The following is a 26,229-nucleotide window of genomic DNA, read 5'->3' on the forward strand; positions in this document are numbered from 1 at the left end:
ACGACAGCGGAGCTACGTCAGCGCGCGCTCCTGCCCCGTCCGGTAGATCGCAAGATCACGCGAGCCGGAGAAGATCGCGCGCGGCTTTAAGCCATAGAAGCGGCGGATCGAGTGGCTGAAATGGGTACTGTCCGGATAGCCGATATCCTGCGCGAGATGCGCGAGGTTGATGTCCTGGTTGGCGAAATGCAGCAGATGCCGCGCCCGCTTCCAGGCGCGGAAGGAACGGAACGAGATCCCGGTCTCCTCCTTGAACAGATGCAGGAAGCGCGACGGCGAAAGCCCGGCCTCGGCGGCGCAGCCTGCCGCAGTCACCGGCTCGCCGGAGAACTGCCCGATGCGGCCGATCGCGCGCACGACGCGCGGATCGAGCACGCGCTGCGGCAGCGCGTCACCGAAGCACATGGTGTCGAACTCGGCATTGGCGATCGCGTCGCGATGCTGCATCTCGCCGAGCGTGGCATAGGCGTTGCGAATCCGGTTCGCAAACAAATGAGAATCGGGTCCCTGCAGGCGGCGGGCGACGGCTTCGAGCGTACCGTCAGGCACGCTTTCCGGCTCGATCGCGACGCAGATCGCCGAACGATATTCGCTGGTGATGGTGTGGCGGAGGTTCGGCATCGTCACCGCGAGTTCGCCGTGGGATTCACGGCCCTCGCTGGTCGACAGATGCAAGCCATCGCGGATCGCGACATAGACATGGAATGCGCCGGGACAGCGTTCACGCGGGCGGCCGAGCAGCCCGGCATAGAACACCCGTTCCGGCGTAATCAGCATCCGGTGGCCGGACTGCTGCTGGCCGGATTTCTGGCACTTCGCGTCCACGATCGCGTCCATGGCGGTTCCTCCTCGCGCGGCTCTTGGGGCCGCTGCGGCCGAACCACCATAGCGCAAATTGGCGGCCTGTCACCGACGCGCTGGATCAATTCCCGGACACATCGACGCTGGCGCGGTCAAGGCCGCGCCCGCGGCGCAACATTCTGTTCCTGCCCGGCTTTCTGCTCCGATGCCACCGCGCGCTTGTAACCGTCGCGCTGCTGCAGCCGCGCCCAATAGGCCGCGACATTCGGCCCGAAATCCTTGGCAAGGCCGATATTGCTGGCAAGCCGGAGCGCATAACCATTGGCGATGTCGGCGGCCGTGAAGCGTTCCGCGCAGAGGAATTCAGACTTGGCGGCGGCGGCTTCCACTGCACGCAGGCGGCCCAGGAACCATTTTGCATAGTCACCCGAAACCTGCGGGTTGCGCCGCTCTTCCGGCTCGAGCTGGCTGTAGCGGAGCACCAATGTCTGCGGAAAGGTCAGCGTTGCATCGGAAAAATACATCCAGTTCAGGAACGCGCCATAGGCCGGCTCGTCGATGCCCACGATCAGCGGCGTCGGGCCATGTTTGGTGCCGAGATAATGACAGATGCCGGAGGACTCCGTCATCCTGGTCTCGCCATCGACCATGAACGGGATGGTGCCGAGCGGATTGATGCCGAGATATTCCTTGGCGAACACCCGCGGCGGGAACGGCAGCATCTTCAGCTCATAGGGCAGCCCGAGCTCCTCCAGCATCCACAGCGGGCGGAACGAGCGCGCGGCGTCGCAGTGATAGAGCGTGATCATCAGGCGTTTCCCTTCTTCAGGCCAGGCAGCGTGCCCATCATCTTGCACAATACCATGAGCATCACCTCATCAGCGCCGCCACCGATCGAAGTCAAGCGGCTGTCGCGATAGGCCCGGCTGACCGGGGTCTCGTTGGTGAAACCCATGCCGCCCCAATATTGCAGGCAGGCGTCGGTGAGTTCGCGGCCGAGCCGGCCGGCCTTCAGCTTGGCCATGGTCGCGAGCCGCGTGACATCCTCGCCCGCCACCAGCGCCTCGGCCGCGCGGTAGATCAGCGAACGCAAGAGCTCGACCTCGGTCTGCATCTCGGCGAGCTTGAAGTGCACCACCTGGTTGTCGAGGATCGAGCCGCCGAACGCCTTGCGATTGCGCGTGTAGTCGATGGTCGCGTTGATGATGAATTCATGCGCCTTCAGGCAGGCGGCCGCGCCCCACAGCCGCTCCTCCTGGAACTGGATCATCTGGTAGGTGAAGCCCTGGCCCTCCTCGCCGATCCGGTTGCGCTTCGGCACCCGGACATTGTCGAAGAAGATCTGCGCGGTATCGGACGAGCGCATGCCGAGCTTGTCGAGCTTGCGCGCGACCTGCACGCCCTTGGTCTTCATCGGCACGCAGATCAGCGACTTGTTGCGGTGGACCTGGCCGTCGCTGGTGTTGGCGAGCAGGCAGATCCAGTCGGCCTGGGTGCCGTTGGTGATCCACATCTTGCCGCCATTGATGACATAGTCGTCGCCGTCGGAGCGGGCGCTGGTCTTGATCGAGGCAACGTCGGAGCCGGCGCCGGGCTCGGACACGCCGATGCAGGCGACCTGGTCGCCGGCGATCGCCGGCACCAGGAATTCGCGCCGCACCTCGTCTGAGCCGAACCGCGCCAGCGCCGGTGTCGCCATGTCGGTCTGCACCCCGATCGCCATCGGCACGCCGCCGCAGGTGATGGCACCGAGCTCCTCGGCCATCATCAGCGCATAGGAATAATCCAGCCCCTGGCCGCCGAACTCGACCGGCTTGTTGAGGCCGAGGAAGCCGAGATCGCCGAGCTTCTTGAACAGCTCATGCGCCGGGAAGATATCGGCCTTCTCCCACTCGTCGACATGGGGATTGATCTCGGCCGCGATGAATCTTTGCAACGCGCGGCGCGGTTCGTCGTGGTCGGCGGTGAAGAGCATGGTCGTTGTCCATCCTTTCGTCATTCCGGGGCGGCCGCGAAGCGGACGAGCCCGGAATCCATTTCACATCGAATCTGTGGCCTGATGGATTCCGGACTCGCGCTACGCGCGCCCCGGAATGACGGTGGTTGAGTGAGAGGCATTCACAGCCCCATCTGCCTCGACGCGAGATCCTTCATGATCTCCTCGGTGCCGCCGCCGATGGCGTTGACCTTGACCTCGCGGTAGATACGCTCGACCTTGATGCCGCGCATGAAGCCGGCGCCGCCGAAGATCTGCACCGCCTCGGAAGCGCAGTGCGCCATGGTCTGCGTGGCCTGGTTCTTCATCATGCAGATCTCGGCGACCGGGCTTTCGCCCTGGCCGAGCCGCCACGCCAGCATTTCCAGCATCGCCTGCGAAACCGCGACCTTCTGCGCCATGTCGACGATCTTGTGCCGGATGACTTGATGTTGCGCGATCGGCTTGCCGAAGGTCTTGCGCTCCTTGGCATAGGCGATCGCTTCGTCGAGGCAGACCCGCGCATACGCCGTGCAGCTTGCCGCCATGCCCATGCGCTCGCTGTTGAAGTTGTACATGATCTGCTTGAAGCCCTGGCCCTCCTCGCCGATCAGGTTCTCGACCGGCACGCGGCACTCGTCGAAATGAAGCGTCGCGGTGTCCGATGCCCACCAGCCCATCTTCTTCAGTTTCGTACGGGAGAGGCCCGGCGTATTGCCCTCGATCAAGAGCAGGCTGACGCCGCCGGGGCCCTCGCCGCCGGTACGGACCGCGACCGTCAGATAGTCGGCGCGCATGCCCGAGGTGATGAAGGTCTTCTCGCCGGAAACAACATAATGGTCGCCGTCGCGCCGCGCCCTGGTGCGCAGGCTCGCGACATCGGAGCCGCCGCCCGGCTCGGTGATCGCAAGCGCCGAGATCTTCCTGCCGGCGAGCACCTCCGGCAGCACCCGCGCCTTTACCTCGGGGCGGGCGGCGCGGGCGATCGGAGGCGAGCCGATGGTGTGGCTCATCAGGCTCGCGGAGACGCCGCCGGCGCCGGCGCGTGCCAACTCCTGCGAGGCCACGATCTTCATGAACTGGTCGGCGGCGGTCCCGCCATATTCCTCGGGAAAACCGAGCCCGAGCAGCCCGATCTCGGATGCCTTGGCGTACAGCTCCCGCGGAAACTCGCCCTCCTCATCCCATTGATGGGCAAAAGGCTCGATTTCCCTGGCCACAAAGCGCCGCATCACCTCGCGAAAGGCCTCATGCTCGCCGGTGTAGAACGGGTTTGCCATCCGCGTGCTCCGTTGATTCCCGGGCTCAGACGATGTCCGGATTTTTCCCTGTTCACTTGCGTCGAGTGGCTGTCCGGGGGAGCGGGTTTCCATCTGGCCGCCCCCAGCCACTAAACGCAAGACAGTATCCCGATAGCCCCCCTCCACTGCCAATCTGTGGCATCAATCGAGCCAGGAACAGGCGGCGCAAGACTGCCGTTCCGGAGGAGGGACACGTGCCGGTTCGCTACTACGACTGGATCGCGCATCATCGCCGGCGCACGCCGGACAAGACGGCGCTTGTCGATCTCGCAAGCGGACGCCGCTTTGGCTATGCGGAGCTCCACGACCGCGTGTCACGGCTTGCCGCCCATTTGCGCGACGGCCTGAAGGTCGCGCGCGGCGACCGCGTCGCGGTGCTGGCGCTGAACACCACGGATACGCTGGAGGTGCAATTCGCCTGCTTCCGGATCGGCGCGGTCTTCCTGCCGCTCAACACCCGCCTCACGATTCCCGAGTTGCGCTACATCACCGGCGACGCCTCCCCCAAGGTGATGATCCATGACGACGACCTCGCCGAGACCGCGCTTGCGGTCGCCAAGCTCTGCGATGTCGCCGCGACCGTCCGGCTCGGCCCGGGCGGCGCCTATGAGGCCGGCATCGCGGCGGCCAAGCCGCTCGAGCGGTTCGAGGAGGTCACGCTCGATGACATCTCGACCATCATGTACACCTCGGGCACCACCGGCCAGCCCAAGGGCGCGATCATCACGCATGGGATGACGTTCTGGAATTGCGTCAACCTCGGCGGCCCCGCCTATATCTCACCGGCCTCGGTGCTGCTGACCGTGCTGCCGCTATTCCACACCGGCGGACTGAATTGCTACACCAACCCGGTGCTGCATGCCGGCGGCACCGTGCTGATCATGCGCGCCTTCGATCCCGGCGAGGCGCTGAAGCTGATCGGCGATCCCTCACAGGGTATCAACGTGTTCTTCGGCGTGCCCGCGATCTACCAGTTCATGGCGCAGCATCCTTCGTTCGCCACGGCAGATTTCAGCCGCCTGATGATCGGCGGCGTCGGCGGCGCGCCGATGCCGGTGCCGTTGCTCAAGACCTGGGAGGCGCGCGGCGTCGCGCTGCAACAGGGCTACGGCATGACCGAGACCTCACCGGCGGTGATGGTGCTCGACCGCGAGGATGCCGCACGCAAGGCGGGTTCGTCCGGCAAGCCGGTGCTGCACACCGAGGTCCGCATCGTGCGCCCCGACGGCAGCGATGCCGCGATCGGCGAACTCGGCGAGCTCTGGGTCAAGGGCCCGAACATCACGCCGGGCTACTGGAACCGGCCGGACGCCAACGCTTCCTCGTTCACCGACGGCTGGCTGCATACCGGCGACGCCACGCGGATCGACGAGGAGGGCTTCTACTACATCGTCGACCGCTGGAAGGACATGTACATCTCCGGCGGCGAGAACGTCTATCCGGCCGAGGTCGAAAGCGTGCTGCATCAACTGGCGGCCGTGGCCGAAGCCGCCGTGATCGGCATCCCGAACGAGCAATGGGGCGAGGTCGGGATGGCTGTGATCGCCGTGAAGCCGGGCCATACGCTGACGCCCGCCGAGATCCACGCGCATTGCCAGGCCAATCTGGCGCGGTTCAAATGCCCGCGCCTGATCGAATTCATCGATGCTCTGCCGCGGAATGCGACAGGCAAAATTCATAAGCCGACGCTCCGGCAGCAATTCGGCCAGCCGAAGCCAACTGATACTGCCGCATGATCGGGGGACGCGAGTTACGTCTCCGTGGCCATGTCGAGAGTTGCCCGTGACCGTCTGCCGGGACCGGCCATGGGTTCGTTGCGTTGAGTCCCCACCAAATAGATCGAGGAAATTGCCTTTATGAAAGCCACAAAACTGTCGCTGCTGGCCGCCGCCGCGGCGCTCTGCCTGCTCTCCACCCAGGCCGCCTTTGCGCAAAAGAAGTATGACACCGGCGCCTCCGACACCGAGATCAAGATCGGCAATGTCGAGGCCTATAGTGGTCCTGCCTCTGCCTACGGCGTCATCGGCAAGACCGAGGAAGCCTATTTCAAGATGATCAACGATCAGGGCGGCATCAACGGCCGCAAGATCAACTGGATCTCCTATGACGACGGCTACTCGCCGCCGAAGACCGTGGAGCAGATCCGCAAGCTGATCGAGAGCGACGAGGTCTTCCTGGTGTTCAACGCCCTGGGCACGCCGACCCAGACCGCGGTGCAGAAGTATCACAACGCCAAGAAGGTGCCGCAGCTGTTCCTGGCCACCGGCGCCAGCAAGTGGAACGATCCGAAGGATTTCCCGTGGACCATGGGTTTCCAGCCGAGCTACCGCGTCGAGGCGCGGATCTTCGGCAAGTACATTCTCAAGGCCAAGCCGGATGCCAAGGTCGTGATCTTCTATGCCAATGACGATTTCGGCAAGGACTACCTGGTCGGCCTCAAGGAGGTGCTCGACAAGTCGTCCGTCAAGATCGTCGCCGAGGAAAGCTACGAGACAACGGAGCCGTCGATCGATTCCCACATCGTCAAGCTGAAGGACACCGGCGCCGACGTGTTCGTCAACATCTCGACGCCGAAATTCGCGGCACAGGCGATCAAGAAGATCGCCGAGCTCGGCTGGAAGCCGATGCATGTGATGACCGACGTCTCGATCTCGATCGGCGCCGTGATGAAGCCCGCCGGCCTTGACGCCTCCGAGGGCGTGCTGTCGGCCGGGTACCTCAAAGACGCCTCCGATCCGCAATGGAAGAATGACGAGGGCATGAAGAAGTTCATGGCTTTCGCCGAGAAGTACCTGCCGGGCGCCAATCTGTCCGACGCCAACCTGGTCTATGGCTACGCCGCGGCGCAGACCATGGTGCAGGTGCTGAAGCAGGCCGGCGACAACCTGACGCGTGAGAACGTGATGAAGCAGGCCGCCAGCCTGAAGGATTTTGCGCCGGACACGCTGATCCCCGGCATCCGGATCAATACCAGCGCGACCGACTTCGCCCCGGTCGAGCAGCTCAAGATGATGCAGTTCAAGAACGGACAGTGGGAGCTGTTCGGCGACATCATCAGCGCCGAGACCGGCGGCTAGCGCTACATGCCGACGAGCTGGCAATATCGCGAGGCCGCCCATCCGGGCGGCTTCGTTGTTTTGCGACTCTCTCACCGTCACCCTGAGGAGCCGCGAAACGGCGTCTCGAAGGGTCGACGGCCACCAGCCGGGCCGTGCATCCTTCGATGACGGGGCTAATTCTGTTGACGTTAGCCCGGCAGGAAGATCGCAAACGGCTCGTCGATCGTGCGGCGCAGATGCTCGCGATAGAGGGCGTAGCTGGCATCGTCAGCCGACACCCGGCCGAGGCTCGGCTTCGGCACGTTCTTGATCGGCAGGAATGCGATCGGCGCGGCGACCGGCGTCAGCAGCGAGCCGCGGCCGGCAAGCAGCGTCGTGATGATGCCGTACATCTCACCGGAATTGCGCGGGCGCGAGACCGTGATCACGCGATGCTGGCCGTGCCTGTTGGTCACGAGATAGACGAAACCCGATTCATTGGGCACCGCGACCTCGCCATACTGGGTGTAGTCGGCATCCTGCCGCTCGCCCTCGCGGAAGCCGAGCGATGACGACGCCTCGTCCCACGCGATCTCCGTCCGATAGGCATAAACTGCGCCTTGCTCGCCGAACGACGGCCGCACCGTGATGTAAGCCCCCTCGATCCGCGCCACCGCGCGGCGCGAATAGGAGCCGAGGCTGTCGGGTGCGATCCCGCCATTGGCGGGGGCGGCTACCGTGATCGCCTCCGGCAGCTTGCGCAGGGACACACCGAGCGCCTGTTCAAGCCGCACCGTGGTCGCGAGCGTGAACGGGCGGCGGCCGCCGAGCACCTTTTCCAGCGTCGACACGCTGAGCTTGGCCTGCTCGGCCAGGGTCTGCCGTGAGATTCGGCGGCGCGCGATTTCCTCGCGGATGGTCTCCGCGACCTGCTGGCTCTGCTCGGCGGAAAGCTGCTTGTCCGGCGTCGACATCGGGTTCCTGCGCTGATTCCTCGTGAACCTGCGCAGTCTAGCAGACCGGACAATCCATCACAAAACCGCACAAAACCGCCTTGGACGGCGGCGGGCCGCGCCGGACGGCGGCCGATCATTGCCGATCATTCTGCTCGCGCCAAAACCGCCGTTCTCCATGATCGCGAGGCAGCGAAAGTCTCGCTCGGGAGTGACGACAATGACGATTTACGATGCATGTGAGAGCAGTCCGCAGATCCGCCTGTCGCGCCGGATGCGCATTGCGCTGTTCTTCCTGGTGGAAAGCGTCGCCGCGCTGGTGATCGGCTTTGCGGCGCTGTTCGTGAGTTTCGATCCGGTGTGGTCGGCCGAACTGCCGCAGCAGGCGGTGTTGCGGCCGAGCGATGCACGCTCCGGCTCGCTGCTGTTCAAGACCGACGACGGCTATAGGGAAGCATTGAGGCTCGGCGTCGATGTCGATCTCACGGTGTCGGGCCCGACCATCCGCGCCCGCGTCACGCAGATCTTCCGCAATCCGACCAAGGACTGGGTGGAGGCGACCTATGTCTATCCGCTACCGTCCGGCGGCGCGGTCGATACGCTGAAGATGGTGGTCGGCGATCGCGTCGTGGTCGGCGACATCAGGGAGCGGCAGCAGGCCCGCGCGATCTACGAGCAGGCCAAGCAGAACGGCCAGAAGGCTGCGCTCACCGAGCAGGAGCGGCCGAACATCTTCACCAACTCGGTCGCCAATATCGGTCCGGGTGAAACCGTGCTGGTACAGATCGAGTATCAGGAGCCGGTGCGGCAGAACGGCAACGAATTCTCGCTGCGGGTGCCGATGGTGGTCGGCCCGCGCTACAATCCGCGCCCGGTGGTGCAGAGCGTCGACCTCCGTGCCGATGGCAACGGCTGGGGCGCCACCACGACCGATCCGGTGCCGGACCGCGACCGTATCACCTCGCCGGTGCTTGATCCCGCCGCGAATGCGTCCATCAACCCGACCAACATCACGGTTCACCTCAACGCCGGCTTCCCGCTCGGCGAGGTGAAGAGCCATTTCCATCAGGTCAGGATCGACAGCCCCGACAGCACCACGCGCGTCGTCAAGCTCGCCGAAGGCCCGGTGCCGGCCGATCGCGATTTCGAGCTGAGCTGGAAGCCGGCTGCAGAAAAGGCGCCGTCGGTCGGGCTGTTCCGCGAACATATCGGCAGTTCCGATTATCTGCTGGCCTTCGTCACCCCGCCATCGGTGGAGCAGGCGCAACAAAAGCCGTTGCGGCGCGAAGTGATCTTCGTGATCGACAATTCCGGCTCGATGGGCGGCACCTCGATCATCCAGGCCAAGGCAAGCCTCACTTACGCGCTCGGCCGCCTGCAGCCGACCGATCGCTTCAACGTGATCCGCTTCGACGACACCATGGACACCCTGTTCCCTTCGCCGGTCGCGGCCAACAGCGCCAATATCGGCAATGCGACATCGTTCGTCAGCGCGATACAGGCCCGCGGTGGCACCGAAATGGTGCCGGCAATGCGCGCAGCGCTGTCCGACACCAACCATGACGACGCCGACCACGTTCGCCAGGTCGTGTTCCTGACCGACGGCGCGATCGGCAACGAGCAGCAATTGTTCGAGACCATCAGTGCGCTGCGCGGCCGCTCGCGGATCTTCATGGTCGGCATCGGCTCCGCGCCGAACACCTATCTGATGACGCGCGCCGCCGAACTCGGCCGCGGCACCTTCACCCATATCGGCTCGGTCGAGCAAGTCGACGAGCGTATGCGCGACCTGTTCGCCAAGCTGGAGAATGCCGCGGTGACCACGCTCTCCGCAAAGTTCTCCGATGCCGCGGCCGACCTGACGCCGTCAGCGCTGCCCGACATCTATCGCGACGAGCCGCTGGTGCTGGCCGCGAAGCTCGACAAGCTCGCCGGCTCGATCGAGATCAAGGGCCGCATCGGCGACCGCCCGTGGAGCGTGACGCTGCCGGTCGCGAACGCCGCCGAAGGCAAGGGCCTCTCGAAACTGTGGGCGCGCCGCAAGATCGCGGATGCCGAAGTCGCACGCACCACGCGGCAGCAAAGCCCTGAAGACGCCGACAAGACCATCCTTGCGCTGGCGCTGGCGCATCAGATCGTCACGCGGCTGACCAGCCTCGTCGCGGTCGACAAGACGCCGAGCCGCCCCGAAGGCGAGCCGCTGAAGCTTTCCGAGCTGCCGCTCAACCTGCCCGCCGGCTGGGACTTTGCAAAGGTGTTCGGCGAGCGTCCAAGCCTGCCGGCCGCGCCGACCGAACGCCGCGCCGACGCAGGCGACGGCAAGCTGCAGCTCGCTGCGCTGAAGCGCTCACCGGTCGCAACGCAAGGTCCCGGCACCATCCAGCTGCCGAAGACCGCGACCGATGCGGAATTGAAGATGATCGCGGGTGTGATCCTGCTCACGGTCAGCCTTCTGCTTCTGGTGTTCAACCGGCGTCAGACGTCACCCCAATGACGTCCGATGAAAGGAGCAGGTGCCCCCCGACCTCCTCCTTTCCAAGAGCGCGCGCGGCCTTCCCACCCGTCCCCCAGGGGCCGCGCGCGTCACTTCTTCCTCAGCCGTCATCGCGAGCGGCGCAAGCAATGACGAGGAAAATGAAGATGCGCCGCTTCATCCTGCCGCTCACCTTCGCCCTCATCGGCCTGATCCTGTTCGGCCAGGGCAGCTATATCCACGCCAAGGCGCTGGTCGCGCAGGTGCTGCTGGAGCGCGCCTTTGCAAAGAGCATCGAAACCGGCCTGCCCGTGAAGCCATGGCACTGGGCCGATACCTGGCCCGTGGCCAGGATCGAGGTGAAGCGGCTGCACGTGTCCACGATCGCGCTGGCGGGCAGCAGCGGCCAGGCGCTGGCGTTCGGCCCCGGTCATGTCGAGCAGAGCGTCGACGCCGGCGAGCGCGGCGTCGCGGTCTACTCCGCGCATCGCGACACCCATTTCCGCTTTCTGAAAGATGTCACAATCGGCGACGAGATCGACATCACGCGAAGCGACGGCAAGACGTTTCGCTACCGGGCCGACCGCAGCGCGGTCGTTCGCTTCGATCAATCCGGTATCGATCCTATCACGGATCAACATGAACTGGTGCTGTCGACCTGCTGGCCGTTCGACGCACTGACATCGGGGCCCGAGCGTTATCTGTTGCACGCGCCCCTGATCGAACAGGGTTCCTGATCCACATCAATTTCGCCTGCCGGGATATCGCGCGCGACGCCCTGACTTGCGCCAGCGTGAGTTGCTACCCCCTTTCCCTCGCCATAAAAACAATGAAAAATCATCTCCTGCGGTGACGCACCGTGGGCCAGAGGAAACAAGCAGAACAAGGATAAGGGCAGGCTCCATGGAAGCTATCGCACGCACCGCGTCTCATCCGTCCCACAAATGGGCGCCGCCTGCTGACGCCAGCGACATCGTCAAGAGCATCCATGCGATGCTGCACCCGCGCAACATCGTGCTGGTCGGCGCCACCGACAAGCCCGGCAACTACGCCGAGCGGATCTGGAACAACCTGGTCAAGTACAAATATGCCGGCGGCCTCTATCCGATCAACGCCAAGCGCGAGATGATCTGGGGCGTCACCTGCTACAAGGATTTCGCCAGCCTTCCCGAAAAGCCCGACCACGTGCTGGTGCTGGTGCCGGCCCGCTTTGCCGTGCAGGTAATCCGCGACGCGGCCGCCGCCGGCGCGCGTTCGGCAACCATCGTCACCTCGGGTTTCAGCGAATTGCAGGACGAGGAGAGCCAGCGCCTTGCGGCCGAGCTGAAGCAGGCGATCAAGGAGACCGGGCTTGCAGTCACCGGTCCGAATTGCCTCGGCAATCTCAGCGCCGGCGAGAATTTGTTCACCAATATCGACGACCGCATCGTCACCATGGAGCAGGGCGCGGTCGCGATCGCCGGCCAGTCCGGCGCCATCGTGATGGCGATCCGCCAGGCGCTGGAGGATCGCGGCGTCGGCGTCGGCTACATGGTCACGACCGGCAATGAATCCGGTCTCGAGACCCCGGATCTGATGAGCTATTTCGCGGCCGATCCGAGCATCCGCGTCATCGTGGTCTATCTCGAAGGCGTCAGGAACACAAAGGTGTTCCGCGACGCCTGCAAGGCCGCACGCGCCGCGGGCAAGCCGGTGATCGCGCTGAAGCTCGGCGCCTCCGAAGGCGGCCGCGCCGCCGCGATGGCGCATACCGGCGCGCTGGCCGGCTCGATCGAGACATTCGACGCGATCTCGACCCGCGAGGGCGTGATCCGGGTGCGCGGACTGGATGAACTGATCGAAACCACCGAGTGCTTCGTCCATGCCGATCCGCCGAAGGGCAATCGGCTTGCGGCCGTGTCGCTCTCCGGAGGCAAGCGCGGACTTTTGATCGACGCATTCTATTCCGCCGGGCTGAACTTCGCGCCGCTGAGCCCGAACGCGTCCGAGCAGCTGGCGAAGATGCTCGGGCCCGGCAGCATCGTCGGTAACCCGCTCGACGCCGGCTTCGCCGCGGTGGTCGACCCGTCCGTCTACATGAAGTCGATCAAGATCATGATCGACGATCCCGACACCGACATCGTCATCATCGATGCCGAGCTGCCCAAGGCGCCGCACGAACTGCGCGAGCGCAATCTGCGCATCGTCGACGAGATGGCGGGCCACGCCAACAAGCCGGTGATCTATATCAGCGCGATGTCGATCGGCTTCACCGACTTCACCAAGGGACTGCGCAAATCGCTGCCCAATATCGCCGTCCTGCAGGGCCTCGACCGCGCGGTCGGCGCGATCAAGTCGCTGATCGAATATGCCGGCCTGCGCAAGGAGGTGCCCGACATCGTGTCGAGCTCGAAGGCGTCGGCGCGCGCGATGTTGGAGAAGGCGCTGAAGGCCGCCAACGGCGCTGCCGCGCTCGACGAGGTCGCCTCCAAGCAGCTGCTCAAGGCCTACGGCATCCCGATCTCGAAGGAAGCGGTCGCGCAGACCGCGGCCGATGCCGCAAAGATCGCCAAGCAGATCGGCTTCCCGGTGGTCGCCAAGGTGGTCAGCCCCGACATCCTGCACAAGTCCGACATCGGCGGCGTCGTGCTGAACCTCGCCAATGCGGCCGAGGTGAAGAAGGCGTTCAACGACATCACCGCGCGGGTGAAGAAGCTGAAGGGCAAGCCGAAACTCGAAGGCATCCTGATCGCGCAGCAGGTCAAGGCCGACCTCGAGCTCGTGGTCGGCGCCTCGCTCGATGCCGAGATGGGCCCGGTGGTGCTGTTCGGCACCGGCGGTGTCGATATCGAGCTGATGAAGGACGTCGCGCTGGCCGGCGCACCGCTCGATGCCGCCGAGGCAAAGCAGCTGATCGGCAAGACCAAGGCCGGCGTCAAGATGAAGGGCTATCGCGGCAAGCCCGCGCTGCACGAGCCGTCGGCGGTGAAGGCGCTGGTCGGGCTCTCCAATTTGATGGCCGACGCCAACGGCCGCATCGCCTCGATCGACGTCAACCCGTTCCTGATCAATAGCAAGCTCGGCGTCGCCGTCGACGGACTGATCGTGCTGAACAACGCCGCCGCGAACAAGGCGGTGGGGCATTAGGCTTCGCTGCACACTCTTTGTTTCGTCATCCTAGGGTGCGAGCGGAGCGAGCCGCGAAGGGTGAATCGGCCGCAGTGGGGCCGTTCATCCTTCGAGACGCGCAACGCGCTACTCAGGATGACGGAATTGAAAACGCGCTAGAAGCTCGCGCCCCATTGCAGCGCGGTCTGCATCAGCCAGTCGCGATAGAGCGTCAGCGGTGTCACGCCGGTGATGCCGCCGCAGCCGGCGGTGCCGTTCGGACCGGTGGACCAGCTCACCACGCCGACGATGACGGGCCCGCCCGGCTTGTCCTCGAACACGGGCGCGCCGGAATCGCCGGTGCAGGCCCCGAGCCCGTCGCGCACGCCTTGTCCGACCGGATCGACGAGACGGATCTGCAGCGTGCCGGGCTTGCCGCTCGCGATCAGTCCGGCGACGCGAATGCTGCCGCCGCTCTTGCCGTCGCCGCGCACGGTGACGCCGACGCCCGCGACGGTGAAGCGGCCGCCGACCTGGATCGGAATGTTGGGCATGCCGAGCGCGGCCGGCGCCTTGCCTGCGACCGGTGCCGTAAGCTGCAGCAGCGCCACGTCAGCGGTCGCGACATGATCGGTCATCGCCTGCATCCGGAAGCCGGGATGAATCGCAACCGTCTTGACGTCCTGCAGCTTGGGCTGCCGGTCCGCACCGTACTCGACGATCTTGTAGTCGGCACCGGGCTGGACGCAATGCGCCGCGGTCAGCACGACCTTCGGCGCGATCAGCGCACCGGTGCAGAAATTGCCGCGCGAACCAACGATGGTGACCACCGCGCGCGCGACACCGTCGGTCGACGGCGCGCCGCCACCGACGATCGCGAAGGCCGGCGTTGCCATCAACAGGGTCAGAAAGGCTGTCGCTCGAATCAAGCTCGTCATGGAACCCCGTCGATCTGTTTCGGAATTGAGCACCGAGGCGCGGCATTGCGTCGCTCACCCTCGGCTTCGGAGAACACGCATTCTTGTACAGAGCATCCGGGCCTTCACGCGTCAATTATCTAAATATCTAGTCGACGATGACTACGGCGTTGAACTCGCCGCCAGATTTGCTGCAGCACCTTGGCGTCCACACGTATCGTATCGTCGCCTTGCCGCAACGTCCGACACGTCGTATCGTGCGTCGCTGTCAGCACGACGCACGAATGTGAACTGCATCTCTTGATCCCGCGTGGATCAGGGCCGTAATTTCGGCCAGATAACAACACAACCTCTGGCAGCATACCGCATACTTACCTTCATGACTTTCTGGATGCCGGTGCCGTCGACCACCAGACAGACGGCTTTTCCATCCGCCATTTCGTTGAGTTCGAGGATAATGATGAGGATCGCGGTCGTCACGCCGATCAGGCTGTTCAGCGAGGGGCTTACCTCGAGTTTCCGAAACCACGCGGAATTTGCCGTCGAGGCGGCGGTTTCCGATCTTGCCGGCCTGCGCGCGACCCTCGGGGCCGGTGGCGTGAATGTCATTCTGATCGATGTCACACAGGGCATCGATCTCGACGAGGTGCGCGTGATTGCGAGCGAGTATTCCGACATCGCCCTGGTCGCGCTCGGTCTCAACGAAGACCGACGCGACGTGGTTCGCTGCGGTCGCGCCGGGTTCAGCGGTTACATTTCCCGGAATGCCAGCTTCGACGAGCTCTGTCGCGCGCTGTCGGACGTGGCATCAGGGCGGCTTGCCTGCAGCGCCGAGATTTCCGGCGGCCTGCTGCGCGCGCTGTTTTGCATGGACCGCCAGACGGATACGATCGACACGGACCAGGGACTGACGCCCCGCGAAAGCGAGGTTCTCAAGCTGATCGGACAGGGCATGTCGAACAAGGAGATCGCACGCGATCTCAGTCTCAGCCTTGCGACCGTCAAGCATCACGTCCATCACGTGCTGCAGAAGCTCGGCCTGCCGCGCCGCGCGCAGGCGATGCGGCGGGTGCGGGAAGCGCCGTGGATCGCATCCTCGGCGCCGGCTCTCGATCGCCGCCGCGAGCTCGACTGACCCCAGCATCTTGAATTCCGTGTTCGGCCGGCCGCGGGAGCGTGACACTCCGGCGGCAGGGTGCCGCACGTCCTTGCGCATGCATGGACGGCGCGCCGCGCGATCGATCCCAACTAAATCCTTCGATCGATCTTTCGTACCGCGCGATCGATCTCGTGGATCGGTTCTGGATCGATTTCTGGATCGATTGATCCGCATCACCGGCTCGATCCTTTCTGATCCACCGCGGCGAATAGGCCTCTCGCCGCACACCTGCCACAACAGCGCCAACGCAACGACATGCCGCTCTTTTCGCTCGCTGCGTGAAAGCAATTTGGTGTGGAAGAGGATCGACTGCGTGAATTCGCGGCAGATCGGTCAGGAATGATTTCATGAATCCAGTTGCCGACATCGCTGGTCTGACTGCCTTGTGGCAGAGAACGTCGGGTGGCGACCCCGAGGTGAAGATCGCGATCATCGACGGCCCCGTCGATCTCAATCATCCCTCGCTCAGGCAGGCGCGTGTCGCCTTGGGCGGCGAGTTCGTCGCGCCGTCCTCGCCCACGATCCAGTCCGAGCACGGCACGCATGTCACCAGCGTGCTGATGGGCACGCCCGGCAGCCCGGTGCTCGGCGTGGCGCCGAATTGCAGCGCCACTGTGTTCTCGATCTATCGCGAGAATGCCGCCGGGCAGATCGTGCCCTCGTCGCAAAGCACCCTGGCGCTCGCGATTAATCAGGCGCTGGCCGTCGGCGCCGACGTCATCAACATCAGCAGCGGCCAGCAATCCACGACCGGACAGGCCGATCGCATCCTGGTCGATGCGGTGCGCGCCTGCGAGCGCGCCGGCAAGCTGATCGTCGCCGCCGCCGGCAATGACGGCTGCCGCTGCGTCCAGGTGCCGGGCAGCCTCTCGTCGGTGCTCGCGGTCGGCGCGTGCGATCTGGCCGGCAATCCGCTGGCGTTCAGCAATTTCGGCGACGCCTATCTCGAGAACGGCATCCTGGCGCCGGGCGAGAACATTGCCGGCGCCTCGCCGGTCCGCAATGTCAGCCTGCGCTCCGGAACGAGCTTCGCCGCGCCGATCGTCACCGGCGTCGTCGCGCTGCTGCTCTCATGCCTGCGCCAGAACGGACGCAAGGCCGATCCGCAAGCCGTCCGTGCCGCGCTGCTCGAAAGCGCGGCGCCCTGCCGCAACGACGGCAGCGCCTCGCGCTGTCTCGCCGGACGGCTCGACATTCCCGCGGCTGTCGCCGCCCTGCTTGGCGAGCAGGCGGACGCCGTCACGCCGTCGGGTGCCACGGCCGCGCCTCCCCGCTTCTGGGGAGTGTCCGCGCGCCCTTTCGTCCAACCATCATCCGCCGCTCAGCCAACTGCAACCAGAGAGGGTTCCATGGGAGATCTATCAGCAATGTCTGCACCATCGGCTCCGCGCATCTTCGGGCCGGACGGCTCGGTCCTGCGAAGCAGCGCCGGGATCATGCCAAGCGAGGCGCAGCCTGCCGCGCCGGCAGCACCTGCGGCCATGGCCGTCCCCGTTGATCACGGTATCGTCGCCGCACCGATCGCGGCGCCCGCGCCGTATCCGTATCACGCACCCCATGCAGGCGGCGACATGGTCTGGATGCCGGCACCGGCGCCGCAGATCGTCATGCCGCAGATGATGATGCCGCAGATGGCGATGCCGACGGCCGGCATGATGCCGCAAACCTGGCTGCAGCCGCAGCAATTGCCGGCGCTGATGCCGAGCAACGCGCTTCCCGTCGCAATGCCGCAGGCGCTGCCGATGTACGAAGCGCCCGCGGTCCGGACCAGCGAGAAGAGCTGCGGCTGCGGCGGCGGCATGCGTCCGCAGAGTGCTGCGGCCGAATCGACCGGTCAGCTCGCTTTCCCGATCGGCCGGCTGTTCTACGATTTCGGCAAGGAAGCCCGGCTCGATTACTTCGTGCAGGCGATCGCCAACTGGCGCGACAGCCTGGTCGGACGCGGCGATCCGGCATTCGGTCCGGATCGCGATCACTCCGGCGATACGTCGGCGCCCTACAATCCGGCGATCATGGCGCGCTATCTGCTGAACCAGGCCGAAGGCGAGACCGCGACACCGGCCGGCGCCGGCAACAACTTCCCGGATGCCGACGCCATCACCTGGACGATGACGATCGATTCGATCCCGATCTACGCGATCAAGCCGCTCGATGTGTTCGGTCTTGGATTCTTCGCCGCGCTGATCCTGGCGCTTTGGCACCAGGAAGTCTCGCACGATGATCCAGCGACGACCCGCACGGTAGTGACCGCGACCGCGGCCGTCGCCGACGACGCGCGGCCGGCGCCGCGGCCGGCATTCCCGCCACCCGGCGGCGTTGCGCGGGTTTCGATGGCCGGCTGGGTCGACAGCACCAACACGACCAAGCTGCTCAACGGCACCGTCGTGCCGACGCTGGTGACCGATTGGCGCGGTTTCTACCAATGGGATCTGTTCACGCTGTTCGGGCCACTGCCCTGGCCGGACGGCGCGGAAGGCTTCCTCGAGCGGATCTACAACGAGTTCCGCAATGTCGGTCTCTCTCCGCAGGACCGCGCGCTGAACTATTCCGCGATGAATGCCTACAACACGCGGAAGATCTTCATCGACGCCGCCAAGAAGGGTCTGCGGCTCGATACCGTCGAGGTCGACCAGAGCGTCATCTGCCGCCCCGACTCGATTTGCCACGACGTGACCTACCGCTTCTTCAATCCGACGCAGGTCCTGACCCAGGCGCGCGAAGTCTATCAATACACGATCGACGTCAGCGACGTGGTGCCGGTGGCGGTCGGGCCGCTGCGGCAGTGGCAGGTCTATTGACGCGATTGCTCCTCTGCGTCCGGAGGAGAGCAGAACGTGGCGCGAATTTGCGTCACGTGGTCCAGGGGATCGACGCGATGAGCGATCCCCTGGGCGACGTCCAGCGACGGCTGCCCCGGTCGGTGCCTACCTCCCGTAGTTGCCGTCAATTCAAACCGAAAGAAGGAGCTGAACATGTACGCAAGGAACGACTTTGAGACCTTCGGCAGCGTGCGTAGCCCGATCCAGTGTGAGGGCATCGAGCGCGGTCCGAAGCGGATTGCCGAAGTGGCGACCAACGGGTCGGTCAACCCGCAGGGTTGGCAGGACATCGTCGGCGGCGTCGTGCAGGCGCTGCCGGGCGTCCTCGGTGCTTTCGGCATCTGATCGCCAAACTCGGGGCCCGGCGCTGTCGGGCCCCACCCCACCTCGAGGAGGCCGACATGATGCAGAAGTCCACTGCCAGGAGCCCACAGCAACAACAGCAGAACGGTCGCCGGATCGAGCCCTCCGGAAAGATCGTCGTGTCGTCGGTCGTGAGCCACGCCTCGTTGCTCGCTGCGATCAGCGACCGCAACCCGATCATCGCCAAACGCACCACATCCGACGAGGACCAATCCTGACGTCCGAATCCTGAAATCGTCGTCATCACCCAACCTATGGAGCCGATGCCATGGCAAGAACGCCCCGCCAATCCGGATCCGGCAATGCCGCCCCGCCGCCGGCGGAATCAACAGCCTCAGCCGTTGCCGAAGCACGGCGCCCGCTGGAAGCGGCCGTTGTCGCCCGTCCGAAGATCGCCACCACGCCCGCGCCGCCGACCACGCCCGCCTACATGGCGCCGCCGCAGGGCCCCGGCGCCCCGCAGCAGATGCGCCATGACGGCTCGCCGAGCTCGGAGGAGAGACTTAACACCGCGATGAAGATCCTGCTCGATCCGACCGCCCGCGCGCTGCCGAGCAAGGTCTATTCCGGACAGGCGCGAAACTGGACCCGCCGACCGTGACCGTTTGAGCGCGCCGAGCCGCGCGTCGATCCGCTACCCGGATATGCAACGGCCCGCCCGATCCGGCGGTGCGGCCGTTGCCGCCCGTCGGAGGACAGACATGGACCAGAACAGTAGTCCCCCTCGCATCAATCTGCAGCGCGCGGCCTGCACATTTGCAGGCCTCGGAACACTCCTGTTTCTCGCGGCCGGCACCATGCGCTGGGCCGGCGGCTGGGCATTCCTCGCCGAGATCACGATCGGCGGACTGATCACCGAGGCCTGGCTTGCGAGGCACGATCCGGGACTGCTGGCGGAGCGGCGCACCGCGCGCGGCCAGGCCGGCTGGGATCGCGTCATCACGTCGATCATGCCGCTGTTGTGGCTGACATGGCTGCCGCTGATGGCGCTGGATGCGGTGCGCTACCAGACATCGCTCGTCCCCGTCTGGCTGCAATGCGCGGGCGCGGCGATGATCGCGGCGTCGTTCTACGTCGTCTACCGGACCTATCGCGAAAACAGCTACGCCGCGCCGGTGGTGAAAATTCAGCGCGAGCGCGGGCACGCCGCGGTGACCACGGGGCCTTACGCCTATGTACGCCACCCGATCTATGCCAGCGGCCTGCTGACCTATCTCGGCACGCCGCTGCTGCTGGGATCCTGGTGGGGCCTCGCCATCGTGCCGGTGATGATGGCGTTGCTCGGCCTGCGCTCCATGATGGAGGAACGGATGCTCACCGCCGAGCTCGACGGCTACGCCGAATATCTCACCCGCGTGCGCTATCGCCTGGTTCCGATGGTCTGGTGAGCCCGTTCCACGTGGCGGAGTTTGCCGCAAACTGGCGGCTTGCCTGATCGGCGCCAATTCCAATAAAGAAGGCGCAAGGCGCGTTTCCCTGTCTTCGGCCAAGCGGCCGGACGACCCGAGGCGAAGCCGCCGCTTTGCAACGGGCAGGACTGTGATGATCGAGGCAGTGATCTGGGATTTCGGCGGCGTCTTGACCACCTCGCCGTTCGAGGCCTTCGCGCGCTATGAGACCGAGCGCGGCCTGCCTGTCGACATCATCCGCCGCACCAACGCCGCCAACCATCTCGACAACGCCTGGGCCAAGTTCGAACGCGCCGAGATCGGCATCGACGCATTCGATGCGCTGTTCGCGACGGAATCGAAGGCGCTCGGCGCCGAGGTCCGCGGCAAGGACGTGCTGCCGCTGCTCTCCGGCGACCTGCGCCCGGAAATGGTCGAGGCGCTGAAGCGCATCAAGGCGAAATTCAAGACGGGCTGCATCACCAACAATCTGCCATCGAACGCCATCGGCAGCCACAGCGGACGCACGCTCTATGTCGCCGAGGTGATGGCGCTGTTCGACCATGTCATCGAGTCCGCGAAGATCGGCCTCCGCAAGCCCGATCCACGCATCTACCGGATGATGCTGGAGACGCTGCAGGTGAATCCTGGCAACTGCGTCTATCTCGACGACCTCGGCGTCAATCTGAAGCCGGCGCGCGAGATGGGCATGACCACGATCAAGGTCGCGAACGCCGCGCAGGCGATCTCCGAACTCGAAGCGGCGACCGGCCTCACGCTGAGGTGAAGCGGGTTCTGCGCCTATTCACGCCGCATTCAGGCGACGGCTTCTAGTTCTCGGTCTCCCCTGGGGTCACGGCGCGCTGGTGAAATCGCAATGTGATCCCTTTCCTGGTCTGAGCAGGACGTTCCGGAAAACCGACGTCCAATTCTCCTGATCATGCCCGCGGAGGCACATCCCATGAAACGTCTTGTCGTCGCCCTTGTCTCGGCCGGCTCGCTGCTGGTCTCGGCCGCAGCGTTCGCGCAGTCAACCTCAAGCCCCGCAGCGGCGCCGACTGCGGCTCCCGCACAAGAGAGCACGGCGGCAGCCCCCGTGCCCGGCGCGAAGCGCGCGGCCTGCCAAAGCGCGGCGAAGGCGTTGAAGGGTCAGGAGCGGCACGACCAGATGCAGCTCTGCATGGCGCAGGCGCATCTCGACTGCCTGAAGCAGGCGATCGACCAGAAGATCGTCGGCCCGCAGCGCAAGGATTTCGTCAAGAGCTGCGCGAGCTGAGGGCGAGCAGCTTCCGGGGTATTGCGCTCGGCGGAATACCCCGGAACCATGCGCTAACTCCAACCTTGGAGCCATGCCGTTGCGGGCCAAACGAGCCTTGTGCTTTGCCCGCAACGAGCGCAGAACAGGTCCGAGTTCAAGGCAAATTCGGAGCTGATCCTCGTGGCTGACACCAGGCCCACCGCCTCGATCGAGGCTGTGGAAAGCGGCCTCGCCGCACAAGGCTACATTGCGAGCCGGCAGATCGCGACCGCGGTCTATCTGTCGCAGCAGATCGAGAAGCCGATCCTGGTCGAAGGCCCCGCCGGCGTCGGCAAGACCGAACTGGCGAAGGCGATCGCCGCCTGGCGCGGCATGAAGATGATCCGCCTGCAGTGCTATGAAGGCCTCGACGAGGCCAAGGCGCTGTATGAGTGGAAATACGCCAAGCAGCTGCTCTACACCCAGATCCTGAAGGACAAGCTCGGCGAGGTGCTCGGCGGCGCGCAGTCACTGGCCGCAGCGCTCGACCAGCTCCACACCTTCGGCGACGTGTTCTTCTCCAAGGAATTCGTCGAGCCGCGGCCGCTGCTGCAGGCGCTGGAGCAGCCCGCCGGCTGCGTGCTGCTGATCGACGAGATCGACAAGTCGGACGCCGAATTCGAATCGCTGCTCCTGGAAATCCTCTCCGACTTCCAGGTCACGATCCCCGAACTCGGCACCGTCTCCGCGGTGGCGCCGCCGACCGTGATCCTGACCTCGAACAGCGAACGCGATCTCGGCGATGCCTTGAAGCGGCGCTGCCTGCATCTGCATATCGGCTTCCCCGAGCAGAAGCTGGAGGAGCGCATCGTCGAGAGCCGGGTGCCCGGCATCTCGCAGACCCTGCGCAAGCAGATGGTCGGCTTCATCCACGAGATCCGCTCGCTTGACCTGAAGAAGCTGCCGTCGGTCAGCGAGGCGATCGACTGGGCGCGCGTGCTGGTGCTGCTGCAAGCCAGCGAGCTCGACCACGAGATCGTCAAGGACACGCTCAATGTGCTGCTGAAATACGAGGCTGACATCGAGGCCGCGACGCCGCAGATCTCGTCCTTCATCGCCAAGGCGTCGCGCCAGGGCGTCTTTAGCTAAATCAACATGCGCGAGAACCTGCATCGCTTCTTTCGTGCGGCGCGGGGAGCCGGGGTCCGGGTCTCGCCCGCCGAAAGCATCGATGCGATGCGGGCGGTCGCCCAGGTCGGCTTCAACGATCGCGACATTTTGCGCGACACGTTCCTGCTGACGCTCGCCAAAACCCAGGACGAGAAGCGCGCGCTCGGTGAATGCTTCGACCTGTTCTTCAGCCAGCCCGAGCCGCAGCAGGAAAGCGCCGAGCAGAACAGGACCGACGACAACGGCGAATCCGGCGCCAACCCGTCGGCAGACGAGCATGGCGACACCTCGGGCGGAGCGGCCGACGCCGATGTCGGGCCACTGGCGCAGATGCTGCTGTCGCAGGACCGCGCCGCGATCTCGACTGCGATCGCCAACGCCTCCGGCGCCGCCTCGCTGCCCGACATCCGCTACTTCACCCAACGCGGCATCTTCCAGACCCGCATCCTCGATGCGATGGGCATCCAGCGCCTGCGCGACGACATCGACGAGCAGACCACGCGCAATCCTGCGCTCGCCGAGCGGCTGCAGGACGCGCTCAACGGCCTGCGCGGCACGGTTCGCGATGCGGTCTCGCAGGCGCTGCTGCTCTACGGTCGCGAAGAGGCCGAAAACCTGCGCAACGAGATCCTGCGCAATGCGCCGCTGGCGCGGATCGAGCCGCGGCAGGTCGAGCAGATGCGCGCGCTGATCCGCCAGATCGCGCGGCGGCTGCGCGAGCGCTATTCCAAGCCGCGCAAGCGGCAGCGCCGCGGCCATCTCGACGTCCGCCGCACGCTGCGCCGGAATGCGGCCTGGGGCGGCGTGCCGTTCCTCACCGCTTGGAAGCGCAAGCATCGCGACCGGCCGAAGATCGTGGCGCTGTGCGACGTCTCGGGCTCGGTCGCCCGCGTCTCGGACTTCTTCCTGCTGCTGATCCACAGCCTGCACGAGGTTGTCGACGACGTCCGCTCCTTCGCGTTCTCCGGCCATCTGATCGAGGTCAGCGACATCCTGGAATCAAACTCGCCGGAAGAGGCGATGAAGGAGATCATGTCCAAGGTCGGCTTCGGCTCGTCCGACTACGGCAATTCCTTCGCCGATTTCGAGGACAATTGGATGAGCGCGATCACGCCGCAGACCACCGTGATCGTGCTCGGCGACGCCCGCAGCAACAATCTCGATCCGCGCGCCGACATCCTGCGCCGGATCGGCGAGCGGTCGAAACGGCTGGTGTGGCTCAATCCCGAAGGCCGGATGGTCTGGGGCTTCGGCGATTCCGAGATGCCGCGCTACGCGACCTTCTGCACCGTGGTGCGCCAATGCGCGACCGCCCAGCAGCTCGAGCGCGCCGTGTCGGATATCGTCGCGACGTATCAATAGGCCGTCCGGTCCGCAACGCCTAGATGACGAGCGATTCGGTGTGGAACAGCCACCCGACGAATGCAGCCAGCATCAGCGCGATCGACGCTGCGACGCTGACCAGCTTGATCGTCGTAATCGCCTTCAGGGCCGAGACGGACCGCGCCGCCGCATCAGGATCGCCGCGCAGCAGCAGCCATGCCAGCAGACAATCCTCGATCAGGTCGCTGAGCAGATACACCGCCGGCACGACCAGGCCGAGCCACGCCGCGGACGGATAGATCTGGGTGAGCCAGTGCGATGATGCGGCGCCCATCGCACCCGCCAGCGCCAGCATGACGATGAGATCGAACGGGAACAGGATCGGGAAGACATACTTCATCCGCAGATCGGACTGCACCAGTGCCCCGAGCTGGTCGCCGCTGTAGCTCAGCGTCTTCTCCGGAAAGCGGGTGCTGAATCGGTTGGCAAACACGCGATCGGAATAGCTGCCGACCCACCAGAACAGTCCGAACGCACCCATCACCAGTCCCGCGAGAATGATCGTCACGAGAGCTTGATGGCTCATGCCGATCCGTTCCTGTCGATGATGAGGAAGCTGCGGCAACCCGCAGGCAAAATGATCGCGCGCACCAGCGAAGTCCCGAACGGGAGGAAAATGTCAACGCACCACAGCAATTATTGAAGTTGAGATTCCCACCTTTTCCAAGGTGTTGCAATTGAATTCTACGGATATCGCCAAGCGCGACTATGCAGCTGGTGCCAATGGCCGCGATCGGATCGGGCGGCGCGGCATCGGCGGCGTTCACACCGCGTACACAGAACCGTCTTCAATTGAAGATTGAATCTGCCGCGCATCCTGCCCTACATAGGAACCGCGAACTTTCACGGCGACCGCGGGGAAACGGATGCCGAAGGATATTGTGATTTTGTGCGACGGCACCGGCAACGAGATCGGGGCCAATATTTCCAACGTGTTGAAGCTGTTTCGTGTCGCCGACAAGGATGGCCGGCAGCGAATCTACTATCATCCGGGCCTCGGCACGATCGGCCTGCAGAACAGCTGGGGCCGTTTCAAGCAGGAGGCGCGGGGCCTGTTCGGGCTAGCCTTCGGCGCCGGTCTCGACAAGGATACGCTCGACGCCTACCAGTTTCTATGCCGGCTCTGGGAGCCCGGCGACCGGGTCTGGATGTTCGGCTTCAGCCGCGGCGCCTACACGGTGCGCGTGCTCGCCGCCTTCGTCCATGTGATGGGGCTGTTGCCGGTCGACCAGCTCGACCTTGCTGGCTATGCCTTCGGCACCTACAAGAAGGCCAGCGCCGACGCCCAGAAATCCGACGGCACGTTCGACGAAGCGCCGCTGAAGGAAGCCTGGCATTTCAGCCAGATCGCCGGCGGCCGCAACATCGACATCGAGTTCGTCGGCGTCTGGGACACGGTGGCCTCGATCATCGTGCCGCGGCAGGACGATTTCCTGTTCGACATGCAGACGCTGCTGTTCACCCGCACCAATTCCAGCGTCAGGCGCTTCCGCCAGGCGATCTCGATCGACGAGCGCAGGCGCATGTTTCGCCTCAACTACTGGAAGGAGCCGCAGAAGTTCCGCTCCGATCCGTTCGATCCTTCGACGGCGGTCGAGCAGGACATCCGCCAGGTCTGGTTCGCCGGCGTGCATTCCGACGTCGGCGGCGGCTATCCGGAGGACCAGAGCGGGCCGTCGAAGTTTCCGCTGATCTGGATGCTCGAGCAGGCCAAGGCCGCTGGGCTGCACATGGATCAAGCACTGATCGATCATCTCGCCTGGGGCACCCCGTTGCCGCCGCACAGCCATGACTATGTGCCGCCGAGCGCAACGGCCCCGCTGCACAATTCGCTGACTGCCGCCTGGGAGATCCTGGAGTGGATTCCAAAGCGCGACAAATGGAAGGAATGGCCGGAGCGGAAATCCTTCCTCGGCTTCTATCTGCCGCGGGGCGAGCCGCGGCCGATACCGGAAGGCGCGACCATCCACGCCTCGGTGCTGGAGCGGATGCAGAAGGATCCGGCCTACCAGCCGATCAACTTGCCGAAGACCTACAATGTCGAGCCAATGACGCCGGCACCGCCGCCACCAACTGCGACAGCCTGAAGATACCGCTCGCGGAGTGACGCTGGACAAGGAGCTGGCGCCGAACGGCGCTGGAACTGTGACGCTCGCCGCCGCGCC

The 26,229-nt window shown here is 65.0% G+C and carries 23 protein-coding genes; 16 read left to right on the forward strand and 7 right to left on the reverse strand.

Features of this window, described 5'->3' with window-relative positions:
* Positions 1 to 12 precede the first annotated feature (12 nt).
* From JQ507_31340 to JQ507_31355, 4 genes are all read right to left on the reverse strand, one after another.
* Positions 13 to 837 (reverse strand): helix-turn-helix domain-containing protein, encoded by an 825-nt coding sequence (locus tag JQ507_31340; protein ID QRI69313.1) that lies wholly within the window; start codon positions 835 to 837, stop codon positions 13 to 15.
* Between the two features lie 116 nt (positions 838 to 953).
* Complete coding sequence (locus tag JQ507_31345) at positions 954 to 1,610, reverse strand: glutathione S-transferase family protein (GenBank protein QRI69314.1); 657 nt, start codon at positions 1,608 to 1,610, stop codon at positions 954 to 956.
* Positions 1,610 to 2,776, reverse strand: coding sequence for an acyl-CoA dehydrogenase family protein (locus JQ507_31350; protein ID QRI69315.1), 1,167 nt, complete (start codon positions 2,774 to 2,776; stop codon positions 1,610 to 1,612). Before JQ507_31350 ends, JQ507_31345 begins: the two co-directional genes overlap by 1 nt.
* Positions 2,777 to 2,919: 143 nt before the next feature.
* On the reverse strand, positions 2,920 to 4,056 hold the full coding sequence (locus JQ507_31355) for an acyl-CoA dehydrogenase family protein (protein ID QRI69316.1): 1,137 nt from the start codon (positions 4,054 to 4,056) through the stop codon (positions 2,920 to 2,922).
* A gap of 215 nt (positions 4,057 to 4,271) precedes the next feature.
* Between JQ507_31355 and JQ507_31360 the strand changes: the two genes are divergently transcribed.
* Entirely contained in the window at positions 4,272 to 5,813 is a 1,542-nt protein-coding gene (locus tag JQ507_31360; GenBank protein QRI69317.1) for a long-chain fatty acid--CoA ligase, read from the forward strand.
* Between the two features lie 120 nt (positions 5,814 to 5,933).
* Entirely contained in the window at positions 5,934 to 7,154 is a 1,221-nt protein-coding gene (locus JQ507_31365; GenBank protein ID QRI69318.1) for an ABC transporter substrate-binding protein, read from the forward strand.
* Positions 7,155 to 7,324: 170 nt separating this feature from the next.
* Here JQ507_31365 and JQ507_31370 read toward each other — a convergent pair whose 3' ends face one another.
* Positions 7,325 to 8,089, reverse strand: a complete 765-nt coding sequence (locus JQ507_31370) for a helix-turn-helix transcriptional regulator (protein ID QRI69319.1) — start codon at positions 8,087 to 8,089, stop codon at positions 7,325 to 7,327.
* Positions 8,090 to 8,288: 199 nt separating this feature from the next.
* Here JQ507_31370 and JQ507_31375 point away from each other — a divergent pair, with 199 nt between their 5' ends.
* The 3 genes from JQ507_31375 (at position 8,289) to JQ507_31385 (ending at position 13,667) form a co-directional block, all read left to right on the forward strand.
* The gene (locus JQ507_31375) at positions 8,289 to 10,562 is read left to right on the forward strand and encodes a marine proteobacterial sortase target protein (protein QRI69320.1); all 2,274 of its coding nucleotides are present in this window, start codon (positions 8,289 to 8,291) and stop codon (positions 10,560 to 10,562) included.
* Positions 10,563 to 10,708: 146 nt separating this feature from the next.
* Positions 10,709 to 11,278, forward strand: a complete 570-nt coding sequence (locus JQ507_31380) for a class GN sortase (protein ID QRI69321.1) — start codon at positions 10,709 to 10,711, stop codon at positions 11,276 to 11,278.
* Between the two features lie 166 nt (positions 11,279 to 11,444).
* Positions 11,445 to 13,667: an acetate--CoA ligase family protein gene (locus JQ507_31385; protein ID QRI69322.1), complete on the forward strand. Its 2,223-nt coding sequence runs from the start codon at positions 11,445 to 11,447 to the stop codon at positions 13,665 to 13,667.
* Positions 13,668 to 13,804: 137 nt separating this feature from the next.
* On the opposite strand, the gene JQ507_31390 is transcribed toward JQ507_31385, so the two are convergent.
* Entirely contained in the window at positions 13,805 to 14,566 is a 762-nt protein-coding gene (locus tag JQ507_31390) for a trypsin-like serine protease (protein ID QRI69323.1), read from the reverse strand.
* A gap of 439 nt (positions 14,567 to 15,005) precedes the next feature.
* On the opposite strand from JQ507_31390, the gene JQ507_31395 reads away from it, so the two are divergent.
* From JQ507_31395 to JQ507_31440, 10 genes are all read left to right on the forward strand, one after another.
* Positions 15,006 to 15,680, forward strand: a complete 675-nt coding sequence (locus JQ507_31395; GenBank protein ID QRI69324.1) for a response regulator transcription factor — start codon at positions 15,006 to 15,008, stop codon at positions 15,678 to 15,680.
* Between the two features lie 371 nt (positions 15,681 to 16,051).
* Positions 16,052 to 18,502 (forward strand): S8 family serine peptidase, encoded by a 2,451-nt coding sequence (locus JQ507_31400; GenBank protein QRI69325.1) that lies wholly within the window; start codon positions 16,052 to 16,054, stop codon positions 18,500 to 18,502.
* 174 nt (positions 18,503 to 18,676) lie between these two features.
* Positions 18,677 to 18,868, forward strand: coding sequence for a hypothetical protein (locus JQ507_31405; protein ID QRI69326.1), 192 nt, complete (start codon positions 18,677 to 18,679; stop codon positions 18,866 to 18,868).
* A gap of 56 nt (positions 18,869 to 18,924) precedes the next feature.
* Positions 18,925 to 19,104 carry a hypothetical protein gene (locus JQ507_31410; GenBank protein ID QRI69327.1) on the forward strand — a complete coding sequence of 60 codons (180 nt, stop codon included), beginning with the start codon at positions 18,925 to 18,927 and terminating at the stop codon, positions 19,102 to 19,104.
* Between the two features lie 50 nt (positions 19,105 to 19,154).
* Positions 19,155 to 19,487, forward strand: a complete 333-nt coding sequence (locus JQ507_31415; GenBank protein QRI69328.1) for a hypothetical protein — start codon at positions 19,155 to 19,157, stop codon at positions 19,485 to 19,487.
* A 100-nt stretch (positions 19,488 to 19,587) separates the two neighbouring features.
* A complete protein-coding gene (locus tag JQ507_31420) occupies positions 19,588 to 20,274 on the forward strand; it encodes an isoprenylcysteine carboxylmethyltransferase family protein (protein ID QRI69329.1) in 687 nt (228 codons plus the stop codon).
* 154 nt (positions 20,275 to 20,428) lie between these two features.
* The gene (locus JQ507_31425) at positions 20,429 to 21,061 is read left to right on the forward strand and encodes an HAD-IA family hydrolase (protein ID QRI69330.1); all 633 of its coding nucleotides are present in this window, start codon (positions 20,429 to 20,431) and stop codon (positions 21,059 to 21,061) included.
* A 174-nt stretch (positions 21,062 to 21,235) separates the two neighbouring features.
* Positions 21,236 to 21,550, forward strand: coding sequence for a hypothetical protein (locus JQ507_31430; protein QRI69331.1), 315 nt, complete (start codon positions 21,236 to 21,238; stop codon positions 21,548 to 21,550).
* A gap of 162 nt (positions 21,551 to 21,712) precedes the next feature.
* On the forward strand, positions 21,713 to 22,660 hold the full coding sequence (locus JQ507_31435) for a MoxR family ATPase (GenBank protein ID QRI69332.1): 948 nt from the start codon (positions 21,713 to 21,715) through the stop codon (positions 22,658 to 22,660).
* Between the two features lie 6 nt (positions 22,661 to 22,666).
* Complete coding sequence (locus tag JQ507_31440; GenBank protein ID QRI69333.1) at positions 22,667 to 24,043, forward strand: VWA domain-containing protein; 1,377 nt, start codon at positions 22,667 to 22,669, stop codon at positions 24,041 to 24,043.
* Between the two features lie 19 nt (positions 24,044 to 24,062).
* On the opposite strand, the gene JQ507_31445 is transcribed toward JQ507_31440, so the two are convergent.
* Entirely contained in the window at positions 24,063 to 24,548 is a 486-nt protein-coding gene (locus JQ507_31445; protein QRI73594.1) for a hypothetical protein, read from the reverse strand.
* 382 nt (positions 24,549 to 24,930) lie between these two features.
* On the opposite strand from JQ507_31445, the gene JQ507_31450 reads away from it, so the two are divergent.
* Positions 24,931 to 26,151 (forward strand): DUF2235 domain-containing protein, encoded by a 1,221-nt coding sequence (locus JQ507_31450; GenBank protein QRI69334.1) that lies wholly within the window; start codon positions 24,931 to 24,933, stop codon positions 26,149 to 26,151.
* Positions 26,152 to 26,229 lie beyond the last annotated feature (78 nt).

The sequence above is a fragment of the Bradyrhizobium sp. PSBB068 genome, from assembly GCA_016839165.1.
In the GTDB taxonomy this organism is placed as follows: Bacteria; Pseudomonadota; Alphaproteobacteria; order Rhizobiales; family Xanthobacteraceae; genus Bradyrhizobium.